This window comes from Streptosporangium album, from assembly GCF_014203795.1.
Taxonomy (GTDB): Bacteria; Actinomycetota; Actinomycetes; order Streptosporangiales; family Streptosporangiaceae; genus Streptosporangium; species Streptosporangium album.
Genome location: NZ_JACHJU010000001.1, coordinates 4,396,407 through 4,416,108, shown reverse-complemented (window position 1 = coordinate 4,416,108; position 19,702 = coordinate 4,396,407). Strand labels below are relative to the sequence as shown.

19 protein-coding genes are annotated in these 19,702 nt (G+C 70.8%); 10 read left to right on the top strand and 9 right to left on the bottom strand.

Annotated elements, in window-relative coordinates:
- Positions 1-122 precede the first annotated feature (122 nt).
- Positions 123-1,349 carry a cytochrome P450 gene (locus FHR32_RS21135; RefSeq protein WP_184755881.1) on the top strand — a complete coding sequence of 409 codons (1,227 nt, stop codon included), beginning with the start codon at positions 123-125 and terminating at the stop codon, positions 1,347-1,349.
- Between the two features lie 48 nt (positions 1,350-1,397).
- On the top strand, positions 1,398-1,592 hold the full coding sequence (locus tag FHR32_RS21130; protein WP_184755880.1) for a ferredoxin: 195 nt from the start codon (positions 1,398-1,400) through the stop codon (positions 1,590-1,592).
- A 98-nt stretch (positions 1,593-1,690) separates the two neighbouring features.
- Here the strand turns inward: FHR32_RS21130 and FHR32_RS21125 are convergent, their stop codons facing one another.
- From FHR32_RS21125 to FHR32_RS21105, 5 genes are read right to left on the bottom strand one after another with little or no spacing between them, the layout of a single operon-like run.
- Entirely contained in the window at positions 1,691-3,277 is a 1,587-nt protein-coding gene (locus FHR32_RS21125) for an acyl-CoA synthetase (protein ID WP_184755879.1), read from the bottom strand.
- A gap of 17 nt (positions 3,278-3,294) precedes the next feature.
- Positions 3,295-4,446, bottom strand: a complete 1,152-nt coding sequence (locus tag FHR32_RS21120; RefSeq protein ID WP_184755878.1) for a thiolase family protein — start codon at positions 4,444-4,446, stop codon at positions 3,295-3,297.
- A complete protein-coding gene (locus FHR32_RS21115) occupies positions 4,446-5,465 on the bottom strand; it encodes a thiolase family protein (protein ID WP_184755877.1) in 1,020 nt (339 codons plus the stop codon). The genes FHR32_RS21120 and FHR32_RS21115 overlap by 1 nt, the downstream gene beginning before the upstream one ends.
- Positions 5,466-6,353 (bottom strand): Zn-ribbon domain-containing OB-fold protein, encoded by an 888-nt coding sequence (locus tag FHR32_RS21110; RefSeq protein ID WP_184755876.1) that lies wholly within the window; start codon positions 6,351-6,353, stop codon positions 5,466-5,468.
- A gap of 48 nt (positions 6,354-6,401) precedes the next feature.
- Positions 6,402-7,952, bottom strand: coding sequence for an acyl-CoA synthetase (locus tag FHR32_RS21105; protein WP_184755875.1), 1,551 nt, complete (start codon positions 7,950-7,952; stop codon positions 6,402-6,404).
- A 209-nt stretch (positions 7,953-8,161) separates the two neighbouring features.
- Here FHR32_RS21105 and FHR32_RS21100 point away from each other — a divergent pair, with 209 nt between their 5' ends.
- The 8 genes from FHR32_RS21100 (at position 8,162) to FHR32_RS21065 (ending at position 15,196) form a co-directional block, all read left to right on the top strand.
- Entirely contained in the window at positions 8,162-8,977 is an 816-nt protein-coding gene (locus FHR32_RS21100; protein ID WP_184755874.1) for a crotonase/enoyl-CoA hydratase family protein, read from the top strand.
- A 562-nt stretch (positions 8,978-9,539) separates the two neighbouring features.
- Positions 9,540-10,115, top strand: a complete 576-nt coding sequence (locus FHR32_RS21095) for an RNA polymerase sigma factor (RefSeq protein ID WP_184755873.1) — start codon at positions 9,540-9,542, stop codon at positions 10,113-10,115.
- The gene (locus tag FHR32_RS21090; RefSeq protein WP_184755872.1) at positions 10,112-10,990 is read left to right on the top strand and encodes a hypothetical protein; all 879 of its coding nucleotides are present in this window, start codon (positions 10,112-10,114) and stop codon (positions 10,988-10,990) included. The genes FHR32_RS21095 and FHR32_RS21090 overlap by 4 nt, the downstream gene beginning before the upstream one ends.
- A 290-nt stretch (positions 10,991-11,280) precedes the next feature.
- Positions 11,281-11,901 (top strand): RNA polymerase sigma factor, encoded by a 621-nt coding sequence (locus tag FHR32_RS21085; RefSeq protein ID WP_184755871.1) that lies wholly within the window; start codon positions 11,281-11,283, stop codon positions 11,899-11,901.
- On the top strand, positions 11,898-12,734 hold the full coding sequence (locus FHR32_RS21080) for a zf-HC2 domain-containing protein (RefSeq protein WP_184755870.1): 837 nt from the start codon (positions 11,898-11,900) through the stop codon (positions 12,732-12,734). The genes FHR32_RS21085 and FHR32_RS21080 overlap by 4 nt, the downstream gene beginning before the upstream one ends.
- On the top strand, positions 12,731-13,588 hold the full coding sequence (locus FHR32_RS21075) for an ATP-binding cassette domain-containing protein (RefSeq protein WP_184755869.1): 858 nt from the start codon (positions 12,731-12,733) through the stop codon (positions 13,586-13,588). The genes FHR32_RS21080 and FHR32_RS21075 overlap by 4 nt, the downstream gene beginning before the upstream one ends.
- A complete protein-coding gene (locus tag FHR32_RS21070) occupies positions 13,585-14,082 on the top strand; it encodes a hypothetical protein (protein ID WP_184755868.1) in 498 nt (165 codons plus the stop codon). The genes FHR32_RS21075 and FHR32_RS21070 overlap by 4 nt, the downstream gene beginning before the upstream one ends.
- Before the next feature lie 454 nt (positions 14,083-14,536).
- Positions 14,537-15,196, top strand: a complete 660-nt coding sequence (locus FHR32_RS21065) for an SRPBCC family protein (RefSeq protein WP_184755867.1) — start codon at positions 14,537-14,539, stop codon at positions 15,194-15,196.
- Between the two features lie 181 nt (positions 15,197-15,377).
- Here FHR32_RS21065 and FHR32_RS21060 read toward each other — a convergent pair whose 3' ends face one another.
- The 4 genes from FHR32_RS21060 to FHR32_RS21045 all read right to left on the bottom strand — a co-directional run bounded on the left by FHR32_RS21060 (position 15,378) and on the right by FHR32_RS21045 (position 19,698).
- The gene (locus tag FHR32_RS21060) at positions 15,378-16,490 is read right to left on the bottom strand and encodes an NAD(P)H-dependent flavin oxidoreductase (protein ID WP_184755866.1); all 1,113 of its coding nucleotides are present in this window, start codon (positions 16,488-16,490) and stop codon (positions 15,378-15,380) included.
- Positions 16,491-16,584: 94 nt separating this feature from the next.
- Positions 16,585-17,328, bottom strand: a complete 744-nt coding sequence (dprE2, locus tag FHR32_RS21055; protein WP_184755865.1) for a decaprenylphospho-beta-D-erythro-pentofuranosid-2-ulose 2-reductase — start codon at positions 17,326-17,328, stop codon at positions 16,585-16,587.
- A 58-nt stretch (positions 17,329-17,386) separates the two neighbouring features.
- Positions 17,387-18,712, bottom strand: a complete 1,326-nt coding sequence (gene dprE1, locus FHR32_RS21050; RefSeq protein WP_184755864.1) for a decaprenylphosphoryl-beta-D-ribose oxidase — start codon at positions 18,710-18,712, stop codon at positions 17,387-17,389.
- On the bottom strand, positions 18,709-19,698 hold the full coding sequence (locus tag FHR32_RS21045; RefSeq protein WP_184755863.1) for a decaprenyl-phosphate phosphoribosyltransferase: 990 nt from the start codon (positions 19,696-19,698) through the stop codon (positions 18,709-18,711). The genes dprE1 and FHR32_RS21045 overlap by 4 nt, the downstream gene beginning before the upstream one ends.
- Positions 19,699-19,702: the final 4 nt, after the last annotated feature.

The following is a 19,702-nucleotide window of genomic DNA, read 5'->3' as shown; positions in this document are numbered from 1 at the left end:
TCGGCGACGACCGCTGAGTGCTCCATTCCACCCTCGTCCGACTCGCTGACCCTTCATCGGGGGAAGCGCTCATCAATGCTTGCCGCACACAGGTCGCGGCACAGGTTCCATCGGAGGAATCAATGACCAGTACGTTGAACCCGGCGGGTGAGCACCCCGCCGGGATTCCGGATTACCCGATGGCCAGGGCTGCGGGCTGCCCGTTCGATCCGCCCCCGGCTCTGCGGGCCAAGCAGGAGGAGGGCCCGCTCACCAAGGTCCGCCTGTGGGACGGCAGCACCCCGTGGCTGGTGACCCGCTACGCCGAGCAACGGGCACTGCTGGCCGACCCGAGGGTCAGTGCCGACGTCACCCGGCCCGGCTACCCGAGCCCGGCCCCCGTCAACGGCTCGTCGAAGATCAGCTTCATCTTGATGGACGATCCTGAGCATGCCCGGCTGCGGCGGATGGTGACGGCGCCGTTCACCATCAAGCGGGTGGAGTCGCTGCGGCCGGCCGTGCAGAAGATCGTCGACGAGCTGATCGACGACATGCTCGCCGGCCCGAAACCGGTCGACCTGGTCGAGGCGTTCGCCTTGCCGATGCCCTCACTGGTGATCTGCGAGTTGCTCGGTGTGCCGTACGCCGACCACGACTTCTTCCAGGAGAACAGCAAGACCATCATCAAGCGGGACGCGACGCCCGAGCAGCGGTCGGCCGCTCTCGGCCAACTGGCCGGCTACCTTGACAACCTGCTGGGCGAGAAACTCACCAACCCCGGCGACGACATGCTGTCCCGGCTGACCGAACGGATCAAGATCGGGGAGCTGTCCCGGCAGGAGGCGGCCCAGATGGGGGTGCTGCTGCTGATCGCCGGGCACGAGACCACCGCGAACATGATCGCGCTCGGCACGCTCGCCCTGCTGGAACACCCCGGCCAACTGGCCCTCCTCCGCGACACGGACGATGAGAAGCTGGTCACCTCGGCGGTGGAGGAACTGCTGCGCTACCTGCACATCACGCACAACGGGCGGCGCCGGGCGGCGCTGGAGGACATCGAGATCGCCGGACAGCTCATCCGCGCCGGCGACGGGCTGATCATGGCCAACGACATCGGCAACCGCGACCCCGAGGCTTTCCCCGACCCCGACCGGCTGGACATCCAGCGCGACGCCCGCCACCACGTGGCCTTCGGCTTCGGGGTGCACCAGTGCCTGGGCCAGCCGCTGGCCCGGCTGGAACTGCAGATCGTCTACAGCACCCTCTACCGGCGCCTCCCCACTCTGCGGCTGGCCACGGATCTGGAACAGATCCCGTTCAAGCACGACGGGTCCGTCTACGGCGTCTACGAACTCCCCGTGACCTGGTGACCTTCCCCCGCACGGCAAACAAACGACGACGATAACCAGGAGGATCTCATGAAAGTGATCATCGATCAGGACAAGTGTGTCGCTTCCGGACAGTGCGTGGTCGCCGCCGCGGACGTGTTCGACCAGCGCGACGAGGACGGCATCGCCGTGCTGCTCAACTCCGACCCGCCGGCAGAGCAGGCCGCCGACGTCCGGCACGCCGCGGCGGTCTGCCCGGCGCTGGCCATCCACCTCGAGGAGTGACCCTCCCCCCGTACCGCGGGGATCTGGCCTAAGGGGGAGGTCGGGGCAGCGGGCGGAGATCGCGACCGCTCCGCGGCCGGCGGCCCCCGGAGGGTCTGTCAGGGCAGGGCGGCCTGAGCGGTCTCCCTGGCCCAGCGGTAGTCGGCCTTCCCCGCCGGGGAGCGGACCATCTCGTCCACGAAGGCGAAGACGCGGGGCACTTTGTAGCCGGAGAGCCTCTGCCGGCAGTGGGCGTCGAGCTCCTCGGCCGAAGGTGCGGCGCCCGGCCTGAGCTCGACCACCGCGGCGACCCGGCTGCCCCACCGCCCGTCGGGAACGCCGGTGACGACCGCGTCGAAGACCGCCGGGTGGCCCTTGAGAACCGCCTCGACCTCCTCGGGGAAGACCTTCTCGCCGCCGGTGTTGATGCAGACCGAGCCCCGGCCGAAGATCGTGATCGTGCCGTCCTCCTCGACCCTGGCGATGTCGCCGGTGAGCAGCCAGCGGACGCCGCCTCCGTCGGTCACGAAGGTGCGCGCGGTCTTGTCCTCGTCCTTGTAGTAGCCGAAGGCGATCCGGCCGGCTCTGGCGACCGTGCCCAGCTCGCCCGAGCCGGGCTTGACCGGCTCCAGGGCCTCGTTGAGCACCACCAGGTTGGAGGCGGTGGTGGACTGGAAGCGCTGGCCCGACTCGGGTGAGGACCCGGGGACCGCCGAGGCGGTGTAGCCGGACTCGCTGGAGCCGAAGCTGTCCATGATCATCCTGTCGGGGAGCAGCTCCGCCAGGCGCTCGCGGACGGAGCCGGTCAGGATGGCTCCGGTGGAGCTGACCACGTACAACGACGACAGGTCGTAGCCACCTCCTGCGATCTCGTCGGCCAGCGGGCGGGCCATCGCGTCACCGGTGATGTTGATCGACACGACCTTCTCCCGGTCGATCGCGCGCAGCACCTCGGCCGCGTCGAACCTGCGGACGTAGACCATGGTGCCGCCCGTCCACCAGGCGATGAAGGTCGCCATCTGGGCCGCGCCGTGCATCAGCGGGGCCGCCGCCATCATGGTCATCGGCCCGGAGGTCCTGGCCGCCTCGATCACCTCCTCAGGCGTGGCACGCGGCTCCCCGTACGGGTTGCCCCCGCCGAAGCCGAAGAACAGGTCCTCGTTGCGCCACATCACCCCCTTGGGCATCCCGGTCGTGCCGCCGGTGTAGATGATGTAGACGTCGTCGCCCGACCGCTCGGGGAACCCCCGCGTCTCCGGCTGCCCGGCCAGCGCCTCCTCGTACGGCACCGCCCCCGCGATCACGGACGTGCCGCCCACCGCGATCAGGTGTCTCAGCTCCGGAGCCTGCGGGGCCACGGCCGCCACCCGGCCGTCGAACTCCACGTCGAACAGCAGGGCCACGATGTCGGAGTCCTGGTAGAGGTAGAGCAGCTCGGCCTCGACGTAGCGGTAGTTCACGTTGACCGGCACCGCCCGGAGCTTGAGTGCGGCCAGCAGCCCCACGACATACTCGACGCCGTTGCAGAGATGGATCCCGACGTGCTGCCCGGCCCGCACGCCCCGGCCCCGGAGGAAGTGGGCGAGCCGGTTGGCGTCCGCGTCCAGTTCGGCATAGGTGAGGCGGCTGCCGCCGCAGATGACGGCGGTGCGGTCCCCGATCGCGTCCGCGAGCCCCTCGAACAGATCTGCGTGGTTGAACTCCATCGGGCCCTCCCGGGGGATCAGGGTCTGTCGCTGCCGACCATCCACATCGCGAAGAACTGGGCGCCTCCGCCGTACGCGTGCCCCAGGGCCCGCCGGGCGCCGTCGACCTGGTGCTCCCCCGCCATCCCCCTGACCTGGAGCGCCGCCTCGGCGAACCGGATCAGTCCGGACGCGCCGATCGGGTTGCTCGACAGCACCCCGCCCGAGGCGTTCCACGGGATGTCGCCGTCCAGCGCCGTGGCCCCGGACTCGGTGAGCTTCCACCCCTCCCCTTCGGCGGCGAAACCCAGATTCTCCAGCCACATCGGCTCATACCAGGAGAAGGGCACGTACACCTCCGCCACGTCGATCTCCCGGCGCGGATCGGTGATCCCCGCCTGCCGGTAGACGTCGGCCGCGCAGTCCTTGCCGCCCTGCGGGTTCACGGTGTCCCGCCCGGCCCTGAAGATCGGCTCGGAGCGCATCGCCGTACCCAGGACCCAGGCGGGGGTGGTGCCGGTGACCTTGTCCCCGGCGGACAGGACCATCGCGCACGCGCCGTCCGAGGACGGGCAGGTGTCGAGGTAGCGGATGGGCTCCCAGAGCATCGGGGTCGACTCGACCATCTTCTGGTCGATCCCGGGGATCCGGAGGTGGGCGTAGGGGTTCTTCAGGGCGTTGCGCCGGTCCTTGACCGCCACCAGGTGGCCGATGTGCGCGGGAGCGCCGGAGCGGCGCATGTACTCGCGGATGTGCGGGGCGAAGTAACCACCCGCGCCGACCACCAGCGAGGCGCTGAACGGCAGGTGCGTGGACAGGGCCCAGGTCGCGTTGGACTCCGACTGCTTCTCGAAGGCCACGACGAGCACCCGGTCGTGCACGCCCCCCTGGATCAGCGAGGCGCCGACCAGCGCGGTGGAGCCGCCGACCGAACCGGCCGTGTGCACGCGCATCATCGGCTTGCCCGCGGCACCGAGCGCGTCCGCCAGATAGGCCTCCGGCATCATCACGCCCTCGAACAGGTCGGGCGCCTTGCCGATGACGACGGCGTCGATGTCCTTCCAGGTCAGGTCCGCGTCCTGAAGCGCGCGCAGCGCCGCCTCACGGACCAGCCCGGCTATGGAGACGTCCCGCCGCCTGGTCGTGTAGTGCGTCTGGCCGACCCCGACGACCGCACACGGGTTACCCATCAGGCCTCCATCACGGTGACGAGGTTGTGCTGCAGGCAGGGGCCGCTGGAGGCGTGCCCGAGGGTACGGCTCGCGGCGCCGTCCAGGATGCGCCGGGCGGCCTCGCCGATCCTGATGAGGCCGGTGGCCATGACCGGATTCGCCGCGAGCGGGCCCCCGCTCGGGTTGACGGCCGTGTTCCCGGGGAGTTCGAGCGCCCGGCGGAGGATGAGCTCCTCATGGCTGAACTGGGCGTGGAGCTCGGCCACGTCGACATGACCCTTGTCGACCCCCGCCGCTCGTGCGGCTTCGGCTGCGGAGGTCGACCGGGCGAGATCTCTCATGCCCAGGTAATGGGGTTCTATGCGGTGGGCGATGCCCGTTATCCAGGCAGGGTTCTCACACAGCTCCCTGGCGAGGTCCCCTGCCGCGAGCACCACCGCGGCGGCGCCGTCGGTGATCGGGGCGATGTCGTACGGCCGCAGCGGCTCGACCTCGTAGGCGTCCCCTTGGGGATCGGGCAGGTCGAGGGCGTAGGGGTTGGCCCGGCCGGCGGCGCGGCTCCGCCGTACGATCTCGTCCAGCTCGGCCCGGTCCGCCCCCGCGGCCGAGGCCTGGAGCGCGGCGGAGGAGACCTGGTCGAGGCCGAGCGGGGCCAGGTAGTAGGGGTCGAGCTGGAGCGTCATGATCTCCCGGAGGTCACCCGGGGACGACTTGCCGAAGCCGTAGACCAGCGCCGAGTCGACGTCGCCGTGCTGGAGCCTGACCCAGGCCTCGTACAGCGCCCACGCGGCGTCCATCTCCACGTGGCTCTCGGAGATCGGGGGCCACGCGCCGAGCGCGTCGAGCGCCGAGACGAAGGAGAACGGCGCGCCCGCCAGATAGTCGCACGACCCCGAGCAGGTGAAGCCGAACGTCCGCAGCCCCGTCTTCTCCCTGACCTCCTCCAGCGGGGGCAGGATCAGCTCGGGGTCGCATCGCCCCTCGTCGGTCGCGCTGTGCCGTGTCTGGGCGAACGCGACGACCGCTACCTCACGCATCTACAGCTCCACGTCCGGCTCGCCGGTGGGGGCGAACCACCTGATGTTCTCCATGGACGGCGTCCACTCCTCCCGGGGGATCCACACGGCCCGCACCCGCATGCCCTGCCGCACCTCGTGGGCCGGGACTCCGCCGACCAGGGCGATCATGGGGACGTCGGAGCCGTCGAGCAGGATGTAGGCCGACACGAACGGCACCTCGGGGGCGCGCGGGTCGGGCAGGTTGTTGATCGCGAAGGTGGTGACCGTGCCGGTGTCCGGCAGCTCGACCTCCTCGGTGACCGCGATGCCGCACTCGGGGCAGGAGAGCCGGTAGGGCACGTAGACCTTGTGACAGGAGCCACACCGGGAGCCGACGAAGACGCCCTCCCCGATCCCCTTCAGGAAGCGGGTGAGCGCGAGGCCGGGCTTGACGACATACTCGACGCGGACCGGGGACACGATCTTCGTGACCTCGGGGACGAAGCTCTCGATGTCGGTGATGTGCCCGGTGCGCTCGGCCCGCCAGCGGGGGCGGACGCGCAGGCCGGGCCGCATGGCCCGGACGTCGCCGGCGTCCACCGCGTGGACGAGCGAGGTGTCGGCTCCGTCCAGCCGGATCAGAGCCCAGGCGAACGGCCGGTCCAGCGGGTGGCTCCGTCGTGGGGTGTGCACCCACGACCAGCTCTCGACCGTCCCCACCGGGCCGACCTCGACGAAGTCCCCGGTGACGGCGTCACCGGTGTCGGGGTCGTACTCCAGCGGAGGCACCAGCGTCCGGCCGGCCGCCGTGCGGACCCCGACGACGCGCCCGTCCCGCAGTTCGGTGAGGAACCGGCCGATCACCGGACCGGTCGTGCGGGTGTAGCCGCCGGGGAACTCCAGCACGTGCCGTGCTTCCAGGGTCATCCGTGCCGCCTCTCTCCCACCGGATGCCGGTGTACGGCGGTGCCGTTGTCAGATCGCACGGTCTCGTCCCTCCCAGTACGGGTCGCGCAGCCTGCGTTTGAGGAGCTTGCCGTTCGGCTCGCGTGGCATCTCCTCGATGAAGTCGATCGACTTGGGCCACTTCATCGTCGACAGACGGCCCCGGAGCGATTCGAGGAGCTCGGCGGCCAGCTCCGGCGAGGGGGCGATACCGGGCGCCGGCTCGACCACGGCCTTGATCTGCTCGCCCCACTCCTCGTCGGGGACGCCGAACACCGCGACGTCGGCGATCTTCGGATGGACCATCAGCTCGTTCTCGATCTCGGCGGGGTAGATGTTGGTCCCGCCTGAGATGATCATGTCGGCCTTGCGGTCGCAGAGGAACAGGAAACCGTCCTCGTCGAGGTAGCCGATGTCGCCGACGGTGAAGTGGTCCTTCAGGCGGCCCGCCTCGGTCTTGGCCCGGTCGCCCTTGTATTCGAAGCGGAGGCCCGCCATCTTCATGTAGATCGTGCCCGGGGTGCCAGTCGGGACCGGTTCCATGTTCTCGTCCACGATGAGCAGCTCGCTGATCGGCCAGGCGGTGCCGACCGTACCGGGGTGCTTCTTCCAGCCCTCGGGGGTGGCGACGGTGCCGCCGCCCTCGGTCGCGGCGTAGTACTCGTAAATGCAGTCGCCCCACCACTCGAACATCGCCCACTTGACGGGGACCGGGCATGGCGCCGCGGCGTGGATCATCCACCGGAGCGAGGACAGGTCGTAGCGGCTCCGCACCTCGTCGGGGAGCGCGAGCAGCCGCTTGAAGTGGGTGGGGACCATGTGCGAGTTGGTGACCCGATACCTCTCGCAGAGCCGGAGCGTCTCCTCGGCGTCCCACCTGTCCATGTAGACGAGCGTGTGGCCCATGTGCAGGGCCGTACCGCCGAACTGGGTGACCGCCGTGTGGTAGTTCGGCGAGGTGACCAGGTGGGTGTTCTCCATGCCCGGGGTCATGCCGAACAGGCTGAGCAGGAACGTCATCATCTCGGCCGCGTCGTCCGGGTCGAGGCCGCTGAGCGGTCGGCGCACCCCTTTGGGCCTGCCCGTGGTGCCGGAGGTGTAGTGCATGGCGGCGCCCGCCGTACGGTCCGCGGGGGTGCCGGCGGGCTGTTCCGCGGTCAGATCGGAGACCGGGCGCACCCCTTCCACCTGCCCGAACGCGAAGACGCGGTCCGGAGCGATGCCCGACTCCGTGACTCCGCGCAGGCCCTCCCGCGCGTAGCGCTCGTCGATGAAGAAGGCCCGGGCCTCGCTGTCGGCGACGATGTAGCCGATCTCGGGGCCGGTGAGATGCCAGTTGACGGGCGTGTAGTACCACCCGGCCTGCAGCGCGGCCAGATAGAGCACCAGCCCGTCGGAGCCGTTCGGGACCAGGCCGCAGAATCCGTCACCGGGCGCCAGGCCCAGCTCCCGCAGGCCGTGGACGAGCTGATTGGCCCGGGCGAGCAGGTCACCGGCGCGGTGTTCGGTCCCGTCCGGATCCACCGCGGCGATCCAGTCCGGATCCGCCTGCGCCAGCCTCCAGAAGCCGAGCGTGCCCATCGGTCGTCCTCTCTCGTCGAAAGGTCCCCGGACCACCAAAGTGAATCACGTTCTCGAAATTGCGGGAAAGCTCTGGCAGTGCGGGGAAGATGGAACAAGAATCTGTTCTCGTACGCAGGGGCAGACTAACCCGCCCGAGACACACCGAACAAGCGCTTGATCTTAAATACGCTCCTGTCGCCGAACCCCCGAACCAGCGGAGGTCGTCCATGGAACTCCTGCCCATCAGCACGCCACACTGCCGCGTCGAACGCGACGGTCACGTCGTCGTCGTCACCATGGACCGGCCCGAGGCGAGGAACGCGCTCTCCTCGGACATGCTGGTCGGCCTGGCCGACGCCTGGGCCTACATCTCCGACGAACCCGAGGTCCGCGTCGCGGTGCTCACCGGCGCGGGCGGGACCTTCTGCGCGGGGGCCGACCTGAAGGCCATGGGCACCCCGTCGAGCGACCCCCGAGTCCAGAAGCGCGCCGCGGAGATCCCCGACTACCACTGGAAGGGCCTGCTCCGTGACTCCGCCGCGCTGCCCGCCAAGCCCATCGTCTGCGCGGTGGAGGGATATGCCGTGGCCGGGGGCACCGAGCTGCTCGTCGGCACCGATCTGCGCGTGGTCGCCGAGTCGGCCACCCTCGGCCTGTTCGAGGCCCGCCGCGCGCTGTTCCCGATGGGCGGCTCGGCGATACGGCTCCCGCGCCAGATCCCGTACGCCCTGGCCATGGACCTCCTGCTGACCGGCCGGGCCGTCACCGCCCGGGAGGCACTGAGCATGGGCCTGGTCAACCGGGTCGTCCCGGACGGCCGGGCCCTGGCGACCGCCCTGGAGATCGCCGGGCAGGTCGCCGAGTGCGGCCCGCTCGCCGTTCAGGCCATCCTGCGCGCCTACCGCGAGACCTTGGGCCTGCCCGAGGCCGAGGCCTTGAAGGTCTCCGACGGCATCGGGTGGCCGGTGATCGGCTCCGAGGACGCCAAGGAGGGCTCCCGGGCGTTCCGGGAGAAGCGCCCGGCCGTCTACCGGGGCAGGTGACCCGTCGGCGCCCACCTGCGGGTTTTCGCTGTGCGCTGCGGGTGTTCCGGGGTTTCGGTGTTCGCGCTGCGGTGGGTGGGTGTTCCGGCCGGCCGTCGCAGTCACCGTCCGGTGTTTCAGGCCTCCGGCCTGGCGGGCGCGGTGGTCGCGCTTTTTTATAAGCCGGCCGGAACACCCACCCACCTCCGCGCCACTCCGTCTCGCCGTACGGCAGGCGGACCGTAGTTTCCTGCTTCCGGGCCGCCCAGCGATCCCGCTGACGCTGAAGCAATCCGCGCCGGGGCCGTTCAGGGCCGGTCGCCGCCGCTGAAGCCTCGCTCTCCCACCACTTCAGGGCCGGCCGCCGTGACGTAGGACAGGTGCACGACGAGTCGAAGGCGTTCAGCGGGCCCAGATCGGAGTAGAACGTTCCGTTACCGAGCCGATCAGATAGTCGATGACGTCCGCGTCACCGTATACGTCCGTGTCCTGCCCGTCTTGAACAAATCTGACCGGGATGTAATGTCCTGCACCTCTGCTCGCCAAGAAGGGGAAAGCCCCGAGCTAGCGGAAGGCGCAGTGGATGGCAGACATTCCATCGGAGGATCTCCGGCAGACGATGCGAGATCCCGAGGCGTTCGAGGTCTTCTACCGAAGACACGCCGAACGCGTGAGCCGCTTCGTGGCCCGTCGGGTGACCGATCCGCACACGGTGGACGACCTCACCACCGAGGTCTTCCTGGCCGCCATCGACACAGGGGACACGTACAGGACCGACCGGGGCAGCGAGATGGCGTGGCTGTTCGGCATCGCGCGCAACGTCATGGCGTCCGAGCTGCGTAGAGCGGCCAAGGAACTGCACAAGAGCGGCAGGGCGGCGGGGCGCCGCACGCTGGACGCCGACGACATCGCCCGCCTGGAGGAGCGCATCGACGCCGAACGGGCCGCCCGCCCGCTGCTGTCGGCCATCGCGCAGCTACCCAAGAGCCTGAGGGCCGTGGCCGAACTGGTGGACATCGACGGCCTGTCAGTCGCCGACGCCGCCACGGCCCTGCGCATCCGCGTCGGCACCGCCCGGGTGCGGCTGCATCGCGCGCACCGCCGGCTCGTAGCCGAGTCCGGCAACCGCCCGGAGACCATCTTGGAAGGATCGTCATGAACGGATCTCTCGCCGGTTTCGAAGAGCGCCGGCTGGCCGAGCTGAAGGAGCACGTGGCGGCGCGGGCGGCGGCCGAGCAGGCCAGACGGCCACGCCGCCGGATCGTCCTGGCCGTGGCGGCAGGGGCTGCGGTCGCCGCCGTGGCGAGCGTGGTCACGGTCTCGTCCATGGGCGGGGCCGCTCCGGCCTACGCCGTCACCAAGGACTCCGACGGCATCGTGTACGTCACCGTACGCGACACCCCACCCGACGAATTCCCGGATGTGAAGGGACTGACCAGGCAGCTCCAGAGCCTCAACGTACCCGCCATCGTGGACTACGTCCCGGCGGGCCAGAAATGCAAGGAGCCGCGCGGCGCCATCGTGACGGACATCCCCGGCGACCTTTACCACACGCCCAGGAACGTCCCCGGCGACCCCGGCGCCTGGCAGATGCAGATCAACACCAAGCTGTTCAAGTCCGGCCAGACCTTCGTCTGGACCCTGGAGGTCGATCCCATCAACGGGTGGAACGGCACCAGCACGATCCTCATGCGGGACCCGGTGGCGCCCTGCGAGCTGGTCCCCGACGACCGGCCGCACTACCTGGCGCCGTCGCCTTCGCCCTGGGTGAAGGCGACGTCGCTGGGCGGGTACCAGGTAGAGGGCAAGACCGTGGGAGAGGTCCTGCCGGAGATCGGCAAGCGCGGCCTCAAGGTCGCCTACCTGGTCACCGAGCCCGCTCCCGACAAGCCGCGCGATCCGGACATGCTCTACGTGATGTACCCCACCAAGCAGAACACTCCGGTGGGCGAGGACTGGTTCGTCTGGCAGGCAGATGAGCAGGAGAAGGGAGTGATCCGCCTGATGGTCACGCAGAAACTCCACAGGCCCTAGCGTTGCCAACGCGCTGGAAGCGGCCGGCTCTTGGCTGGTGCGCAGCTCGCGCAGGTCGGGAATGTGGTTGTACAACGTCCCCGCCGAGACGCCGAGCAGCTTGGCGATCGAGGTGATCGAGTTCTCCGGGTCGGGCAGCATGTCCCGGGCGGCGCGCAGCAGCTCGGGGTGGTGACGGTGGCGCAGCCAGACCTGGAGGCCGATCGCGACCGGTGGCGGGTAACTCCCGAAGTCGAGATATTTCTGCCATCACGGAACCGGACACAGCAGATCTTGCGATAGATCGGAATGTGCGCCTATTCCTCACACGCCGCCGCGAACCACCCCCGGTCGGTCCCCACAGTAACGATGCCGAGCTTCTCGCGGCCGTTGCCGCCGAGCGGGTGGAGGCGCTGAAGCTCCTGCACCAGCGGCACGCGCCCTGGCTGCGGGTACGGCTGGCCCGCCGGTGCGCCGACGCGGACCTGGTGGACGACGCGATCCAGGACACCTTCGTCGCCGTATGGCGCGACGCACACCGCTACCGTTCGCCAGAGGGCGAGGCTGCGGCGTGGATCTGGACGATCGCGATCCGCAGGCTGATTTCCGCGCTGCGCCGGATCGGCGCCGCCCCACCCGTCGTCGCGCTCGACGACGTGCACGCAGCGGGGGGCCACCGATCAGGTGCACGCCAGACCTCCGCATACCTGATCACCGAGTCGGCCGAGGACGCCGTCCTGGTCGGCGTGGAGCACGGCGACCTGGGCACCGCGCTGGCCAGGCTCTCGCCGGACCTGCGCGCCGCTATTCAGGCGACCGTGCTCGACGGCCTCACGACGCGGGAGGCCTCCCATCTCCTCGGCGTTCCCGAGGGGACCGTGAAGACCCGCGTCATGCGGGCCAAGGCCCAGCTCAGGGGGTATCTCGCATGAAGGCGTCATGGCACCTGCCCGAAGAGCTGATCGAGCGCTACCTGGCCGGCCATCTGGACCCGGTCCAGGTCATGTCCGTGGAGAGCCACCTCGCCCGGTGTGAGCGCTGCCGTGCGGCGGTGCCGTACGAGGAGGGCTGGCTGGCGGCGAGCTGGGAGGGGATCGAGGACCTGGTGGACCGGCCCCGCCCGCGACCGGTTGCGCGGATCTTGCGCCGGGCCGGGGTTCCCGAGCACATGGCCACGTTCCTGGCGGCCACCCCTGCCCTGGCCCGAGGCTGGCTGGTGGCCGTCGCGGCGGTGCTGGCCTTCGCCGTGGCCGCGGCCCACCTCGCCGCGCATGACCCCGTGAGGTCGCTGCACGCGCTGGTGACCTTCCTGGTGGTCGCGCCCGTGCTGCCGCTGGCCGGCATCGCCCTGGCCTACGGGCGGCACGTCGACCCGGTGCACGAGCTGCAGGCCGCCACCCCCATGGCAGGCTCCCGGTCGCTGCTGCTGCGCGCTCTCGCGGTACTGGTGACTGCCATCGTCCTGACGGGGCTCGCCGCGCCGCTGCTGCCCGGCCCGCCGGGGCTCGCCGGGGCCTGGCTGCTGCCGGCCCTCGCGCTCGCCGTCGCAACCCTCGCCCTCTCGACCCGCATCTCCCCGCCCGCCTCGGCGGCGGCACTCGCCGCCGCCTGGTTTGGCGCGGTGACGGCCGGGAGCGGACTCGCCGGTGATGAGCTGCTGCTCTTCTCACCCGGTGCACAGGCCCTGTACGGCATGGCCGCCCTGATCCTGGTCCCCCTCGTCTACCTGCGGCGTGCCCGCCTCGACCCCGGAGAGCCCCGATGAACCCGACCGTGAGCGTGCGTGATCTGACCAAGAGATTCGGCCGCAGGGCCGTGCTCGACGGTCTCACCCTGGAGTTCGGCCGCGGCGTGACCGGGCTGCTGGGCCCCAACGGCGCGGGCAAGACCACCCTGCTGCGGAGCCTGGCGACCACGCTGGCCCCCGACGGCGGCGAGGTGCGCGCCCTCGGGCTGGATCCCGCCGACCGGCTCCAGCGCACCGACCTGCGCCGCCGCCTCGGCTACCTCCCCCAGGACCCCGGCTTCTACCCGCACTTCACCGTCTTCGAGCTGGTGGAGTACGTCGCGATCCTCAAGGAGCTGACCGACCGGCGCGAGCGCCACCGCGAGGTGCGCCGGGTCCTTACGGAAGTGGACTTGGCCGACCGCGCGAAGACGAAGGTGCGCAAACTGTCCGGCGGCATGCGGCAGCGGCTCGCCCTGGCCCAGGCGCTGCTCGGCGAGCCCGACCTGCTCATCCTGGATGAGCCCACGGTGGGCCTGGATCCCGAGCAGCGGATGCGGTTCCGGGCGCTGGTCTCCCGGCTCGGCGAGAGCCGTACCGTGCTGCTGTCCACCCACCAGACCGAGGACGTCGCCGCCCTGTGCGAGCGGGTGGTCGTGATGAAGGGCGGCCGCGACGTGTTCGAGGGAACCCCGCGCGACCTGGCGGCGACCGCCGCCGGGCAGGTGTGGCTGTCGGACCAGCCGCCCACGGCCTCACACCTGTTCTGGCGGACCGCCGACGGCCGCTACCGCACGCTCGGGGCCCGGCCTCAGGGCGGCGTCCCGGCCGACCCCGGCGTCGAGGACGGCTACCTGCTGCTGCTCGGCGAGTCCGCGGAGGTGGCCGCGTGAACCCGTCGCTGGTGTGCTTCGAGGCCTGGCGGCTGCTGCGCAGCCCGATCCTGTGGGGTGCGGCGCTGGCGGCGCTGGTCATGGAGTCCGTCCAGGGCGCGGCCTGGTTGCCCGACCTGACGATGGTGACGATCGACGCGGTCACCGCGTCGACGCTCGTCGGGGCAGCCGTGATGATCACTGCGAACCTGGCCGCCGGCCGTGACCGCCGGCATGCTCTGCCCGAGACGCTGGCCGCGCTGCCCGGGCGCGCGGCGCTGCGCACCCGGGCGGTGGCCCTGGCGGCCCTCGCCGTACGGCGGCACTCGGGCAGGCAGGCCGCACTCGCCGGAGCGGCCCTTCAGCTCGCCCTCTACGCCGGGACGCAGGTCTTCGGGGACGCGGCCTGGCCGGAGCCCGGCAGTCCGCAGTGGGACGCGATCCACGCCTGGTGGCTGGTGGCGCTGCCGCTCTCCTTGCTGGTGCTCGTGGGCGCCCATCGCGACGTGCGTTAGACGGCACCCGAAAGTTCATTCAGGGAGAGCCAAAGTCATGAAGAAAACCCAGACTGCGTCCCGATGAGGTCCATCGTCCGGAATAGAGCTCTCCCAGCCTCTCGACATATGACGTCGGCCCTCACGGCAAAAGGCAGAGCGCTGCGACTGGCCGCGGCGGGCACCAGGGTGGAGATCCCCATCGAGCCGTACTACGTCGGGATCCGCCGCGCCGAACTGGAGGGGCAGCTGAGTCGTTACGTCAATGATCTGCCATGGCGGCTGGGAGTGGCCGAATGGCGCCACCTTCCGGCTGATCCCGCGCCTGCCGCCGACAGGGGCGGCCCCGGGGCGGACGGGCATCCGAACATCAGACTTGAATTATATAAGTCATGGCTGGCATATTTGCCTCCGTGCGGTGGAGATCCCGTTAACAGGGTCACCTACGGAAAACAAGCCACACCAGGGATGACACATGATCGACATCATCAGCCGCCTCAACGCCGTCCAGCGCGAGGTCGGCAAGCGTTCGACCGCCGACGGTGAGGACATCAGCGTTCTGCTGCGACGGAGCTACGACGCGCCGATCGAGGACGTCTGGGACGCCTTGACCGACCCGGACCGCATGAAGCGATGGTTTCTTCCGATTTCTGGCGATCTCCGGGTCGGCGGTAGGTTCCAGTTGGAGGGCAACGCGGGCGGCGAGATCCTGCACTGCGAGCCGCCCCGCCTGCTCAAGGTGACCTTCGGAAGCGAGAGCAGCCTGGTCGAGCTGCGGCTGACCCCCGAGGGCGAGGGCACCACCATCCTTGAGCTCGACCACACGGTTCCCGTCGAGATGGCCGGCAGCGGTGCGGGCGCGCTCTTCTCCGGGCCCGGATGGGACGGCGCCTTCCTGGGCCTGGGCCTGTTCCTCCAGGGCGAGGTCAGCGAGGACCCCGTCGCGGCGGCGAACTCGCTGGAGGTGCAGGAGTTCTCCCGGCAGTCCATCCACCTGTGGGCGGCCGTGATCGAGGCTTCGGGCACCGCGACCACCGCCGAGATCGCCCCGGCGGTCGAAGCCTCGCTGGCGGGATTCGCCCCGGACCTCGGCTCGGCTCCGGATGGAGACGGGAGTGATCGGCCGGAGGCCTGAAACACCGGACGGTGACTGCGACGGCCGGCCGGAACACCTGCCCACCGCAGCGCGAACAACGAAAACCCCACCCCGGAACACCCACAGCACGGACACCGAAAAACCCACCGCACCACAGAGACCGGCAAGCCAGAGCACTCACCACAGCACGAACACCGAGCAGAGACCGGGAACCGCCGCCCTACTCCCCGGTCAGGCGGCCCAGACGCTCGACGGCCTCGATGTACTCCTCGACCATCCCGAAGACGACCTCTCTGGCCGACCTCACCTGGTTCATGGCCCCGATGATCTGTCCCGCCGGGAACGTGGCCAGCTCGGCGGCGTCGGAACGCCCGATCCGGCGCAGCGCGTCGGAGACCAGCATGAACTGCAGGGGCATCGGCAGAGTGCCGGGCGAGTCGGCGGCCTCCCAGGCGTCGGTCCACTCGTTCTTCAGCAGGCGCGCGGGCTTGCCGGTCCACGAGCGGGAGCGCACGGTGTCGCGGGAGGTGGCCTCCAGGATGCGCCGCCTGGCCATCTCCGGAGTGTCGGCCTCCTCGACGGTCAGCCAGATGGACCCGGTCCACGCGCCCTCGGCGCCGAGGGCCATGCCCGCCGCCATCTGGCGTCCGCCACCGATGCCTCCCGCCGCCAGCACGGGCACGTCCACCGCGTCCACGACCTGCGGGATGAGCACCATCGTGGAGATCTCACCGGTGTGCCCACCGGCCTCGGTGCCCTGGGCGACGACGATGTCCACGCCCACCTCGACCTGCTTGACCGCATGCCGGGGGGTCGAGGCCAGCGCCGCCACCTTCACGCCCTTGGCGTGCGCCAGGTCGACGACGTCGGCGGGCGGCGGCCCGAGGGCGTTGGCCAGCAGCGCGATCGGGTGCCGTAGCGCCACCTCGACCTGCGGCCGGGCGGTGGCGTCGGTCCAGCCGAGCAGGACCCTCCCCGCGTCGGAACCCGACAGCTCGGCCACGCCGTGCGAGGCCAGCAGGTCGTCGACGAACGCGCGATGACCGTCGGGGATCATCCCCTGGAGCCGCCCCACCAGGTCCTCCGGAGAGTCGACGCCCAGGTCGGCTCCCGCGTAGGAGGCGGGCATGACCACGTCGACGCCGTACGGCCTGCCGTCGACGTGGTCGTCGATCCACTTGAGCTCCATCTCGAGCTCCTCCGGGGTGAAGTAGAGGGCGCCGAGCACGCCCATCCCGCCGGCGCGGCTGACCGCGGCGACGACATCCCGGCAGTGGCTGAACGCGAAGATCGGAAACTCGATTCCGAGCATGTCCGTGACACGTGTCCGCATGCGTTCACGCTATGACGGCACCCAGTTAACTGCAACGCGTTCTACCAAAGAACCTTCTGTCCATAAGGAAGATCACAACTAAAAGGAACGTGTTTCAGCGAGGCATCCTGCGCCAGATCGCGCGGGGCAGCACCCGCATCACCGCGAAGACCGCCCGCAGCCGACCGGGGACCCACACGACCTCGGCGTCCGAGCGCAGCCCTGCGATCACCGCGTCGGCTACCTGGCCGGGCGTGGAGGACATCGGCGCGGGCGACATGCCCTCGGTCATCCTGCCGACCACGAAGCCGGGCCGCACCACCATCACCCGGGCGCCCGAACCGTGCAGCGCGTCGCCCAGCCCCTGCGCGAAGCCGTCCAGGCCCGCCTTGGCCGAGCCGTACACGAAGTTGGCCCGCCGCACCCGCACCCCCGCCACCGACGAGAGGACCACCAGCGTGCCGTGGCCCTGCTCGCGCAGCCGCCGGGCGGCGAAGAGCCCGGCGGACACGTGCCCGCCGTAGTTGACGGCGACCGCCTCGGCGGCGGCCACCGGGTCGGCGTCGTAGGCCGCCTGGCTGCCCAGGACGCCGAAGGCCGGGATCACCACGTCCAGGTCGCCGACCAGCTTCACGGCGGCCTCGACCACCTCGCCGTGCGTCTGCGGGCGCGAGGCGTCGAACTCCAGCAGGTGCACCTCGGCCGCCCCGATGACCGGGGGCGTGTCACCGGCGTCACGGACCGCGAGCACGATCCGGCGGGCGCCGTCGCGGACCAGCCGCTCGACGATCGCCAGCCCGATCTCGCTGCGCCCGCCCAGCAGCAGCACGGTGTCCACCGAGCCCAGGGCGTTCTTCACACGGACATCCTCTCCGGCCCCACGGGGCCGAACCTCATGGGACGGCCCGGCGGGACGGTCACAGCCCCAGCCTTCTGGCCAGGTCGGAGCGGAACACCCCGCCGGGGTCCACCTCGTCGCGGACCTTACGCCACTCGCCCAGCCTCGGGTACATCGCGGCCATCGTCTCGGCCGGCATCCGCGAGTCCTTGGCCAGGTAGACCCGGCCGCCCGCCTCGACCACCCAGCCGTCGAACTCCCGGAGCAGCGCGGCCAGCCCCCGCCGGCCCGCCGGGATGTCCAGGGCGAGCGTCCAGCCGGGGACCGGGAACGACAGCATCCCCGGCGTGCCGGGGCCGAACCGCTTGAGCACGGTGAGGAAGGAGACCACGCCCTCGGCCGACAGCCGGGAGACGATCCGCCGCAGCGTCGCCTCCTCTCCGAAGGGCACCACGAACTGGTACTGGACGAAGCCGTCCGAGCCGTAGACCCGGTTCCAGCCGTCCACCGAGTCCAGCGGGTGGAAGAACGGCGCGATCCCCTGGAGGAGTCCGGTCCGGGGACGGGCCCTGCGGTACCAGGCCTCGTTGAACGCCCGCACGGTCACCGGGTTGAGCAGGCCGTTCGGCGCCCAGGACGGGGCCTTCAGCCGGGAGGCGGGGGCGAACGCCAGCGGGTCGGCGCCGCGCGGCAGCTCGTCGCGGCCGGCGTGGTCCCCCCGGGTGAGCACGCTGCGGCCCATCCGGCCGCCGGAGGCGAGCAGGTCGATCCAGGCGACCGTGTAGCGGTAGCGGTCGTCGGTGGCGGCCATCGTCTCCATGGTGTGGTCCAGGTCGCGGGTGCGCTCGACGTCCACCCGAATGCGCGAGGTCGTGATCGGCACGCACCGGAAGACGGCCTCGGTGATCACACCGGTGAGGCCCATGCCACCGACCGTGGCCCAGAACAGCTCACTGTCCGGCGTGAGGGTACGGCTGTCGCCGTCGGCCGTGACCAGGGTGAGGGAGCGCAGGTGGGCGCCGAAGGAGGAGTCGGCGTGGTGGTTCTTACCGTGCACGTCGGCCGCCACGGCCCCGCCGACGGTCACGTGTCTGGTGCCCGGGGTGACCGGGACGAACCAGCCTCGGGGCACCAGGGCCCTCATGAGGTCGTGCAGGCTCAGCCCGGCGGCGGCGGTCACCAGGCCGGTGCTCTCGTCCAGCGACCACGAGGTCAGCGCGGTGCAGTCGAGGACCAGTCCCCCGGAGTTCTGCGCGGCGTCGCCGTAGGAGCGGCCGAGCCCTCGGGCGGCGACGCCCCGGCCGGGGGCGCGCAGCACCAGCTCGGCGACCTCCTCGGGCGAGCGGGGGCGGGCCAGGCGCGCGGGGGTCGGTGCGGTACGGCCCCAGCCGGTCAGGAAGGTCATGTCACGTAGATCCCGGTGGTGAGCAGGACGAGCAGGAGGGCGATGAACATCTGAAGATGCCGGTCGCGCAGGGCGAGCTCCTCCGGCTCCTCGCCGACACCTCTGTCCACCAGGAGATTGTGCCGCAGAACGATGAGGACGAAGGGGACGATGCTGAGCCCGTAGAACGGCGCGGGGTGGTCGTTGAGCGCCCACAGGCAGTAGGTCACGATCATGGCGCCGGAGGACATGGCGCGGACACCGGCCAGGTAACCGGGGGTGTAGGCGGCCAGGATCGCCCGTGTGGAGTTGCCTCCGGAGGCGCGCAGCTCGGCCTCCCGCTTGCCCACCACGAGCTGGAGCGAGCCGAGCGAGATCACCACGAGGAACCAGCTCGTCACCGGCACGTCCACGGTGACCGCTCCGGCGTAGGCGCGGATCACGTGGCAACCGGCGACCGCGACCAGGTCCACCACCTCCTGGTGCTTGAGCCAGTAGGTGTAGGCGAAGGTCAGCGCCAGGTATCCGGCGACGACGGCCGGGAGCCGCCAGCTTCCGGACAGCGCGGCGACCACGGGGGCCAGGGTCACGAGCAGGGCGCCGGCGACCCAGGCGAGCCGTACCGGGACCAGGCCGGCCGCGATCGGGCGGTGACGCTTGCGCGGATGCCGGCGGTCGGCCTCGACGTCGGCCGCGTCGTTGAGCAGGTAGGTGCCGCTCGCGGCCACGCAGAACGCCGCGAAGGCGATCAGGGCGTCCAGCAGCCCCTGGGCCGTCCCCAGCACGCCGGCCGCCGCCGGTGCCGCGAAGACCAGGGCGTTCTTCAGCCACTGGCGGGGGCGGCAGGCCCGGACGAGCGCGGCGGGCGAGAATCCCCGGCCGCCGCGCACGGCCGCCGGGGGCCGCTCGGCCACCGCGCCGTCGTTCACCGCGTCCGGGTCGCCCGGCGCACGGCCGTCGAGTCCGGCCGGGTCCCGGCCGGCCAGGTCCTGCTCGCCGGAGCTCATCGGA

Bases quoted from the DNA above. Each gene is read 5' to 3' on its own strand.
- FHR32_RS21135 (WP_184755881.1), top strand. From the start codon at position 123: ATGACCAGTACGTTGAACCCGGCGGGTGAGCACCCCGCCGGGATTCCG.
- FHR32_RS21130 (WP_184755880.1), top strand. From the start codon at position 1,398: ATGAAAGTGATCATCGATCAGGACAAGTGTGTCGCTTCCGGACAGTGC.
- FHR32_RS21125 (WP_184755879.1), bottom strand. From the start codon at position 3,277: ATGGAGTTCAACCACGCAGATCTGTTCGAGGGGCTCGCGGACGCGATC.
- FHR32_RS21120 (WP_184755878.1), bottom strand. From the start codon at position 4,446: ATGGGTAACCCGTGTGCGGTCGTCGGGGTCGGCCAGACGCACTACACG.
- FHR32_RS21115 (WP_184755877.1), bottom strand. From the start codon at position 5,465: ATGCGTGAGGTAGCGGTCGTCGCGTTCGCCCAGACACGGCACAGCGCG.
- FHR32_RS21110 (WP_184755876.1), bottom strand. From the start codon at position 6,353: ATGACCCTGGAAGCACGGCACGTGCTGGAGTTCCCCGGCGGCTACACC.
- FHR32_RS21105 (WP_184755875.1), bottom strand. From the start codon at position 7,952: ATGGGCACGCTCGGCTTCTGGAGGCTGGCGCAGGCGGATCCGGACTGG.
- FHR32_RS21100 (WP_184755874.1), top strand. From the start codon at position 8,162: ATGGAACTCCTGCCCATCAGCACGCCACACTGCCGCGTCGAACGCGAC.
- FHR32_RS21095 (WP_184755873.1), top strand. From the start codon at position 9,540: ATGGCAGACATTCCATCGGAGGATCTCCGGCAGACGATGCGAGATCCC.
- FHR32_RS21090 (WP_184755872.1), top strand. From the start codon at position 10,112: ATGAACGGATCTCTCGCCGGTTTCGAAGAGCGCCGGCTGGCCGAGCTG.
- FHR32_RS21080 (WP_184755870.1), top strand. From the start codon at position 11,898: ATGAAGGCGTCATGGCACCTGCCCGAAGAGCTGATCGAGCGCTACCTG.
- FHR32_RS21075 (WP_184755869.1), top strand. From the start codon at position 12,731: ATGAACCCGACCGTGAGCGTGCGTGATCTGACCAAGAGATTCGGCCGC.
- FHR32_RS21065 (WP_184755867.1), top strand. From the start codon at position 14,537: ATGATCGACATCATCAGCCGCCTCAACGCCGTCCAGCGCGAGGTCGGC.
- FHR32_RS21060 (WP_184755866.1), bottom strand. From the start codon at position 16,490: ATGCGGACACGTGTCACGGACATGCTCGGAATCGAGTTTCCGATCTTC.
- dprE1 (WP_184755864.1), bottom strand. From the start codon at position 18,712: ATGACCTTCCTGACCGGCTGGGGCCGTACCGCACCGACCCCCGCGCGC.
- FHR32_RS21045 (WP_184755863.1), bottom strand. From the start codon at position 19,698: ATGAGCTCCGGCGAGCAGGACCTGGCCGGCCGGGACCCGGCCGGACTC.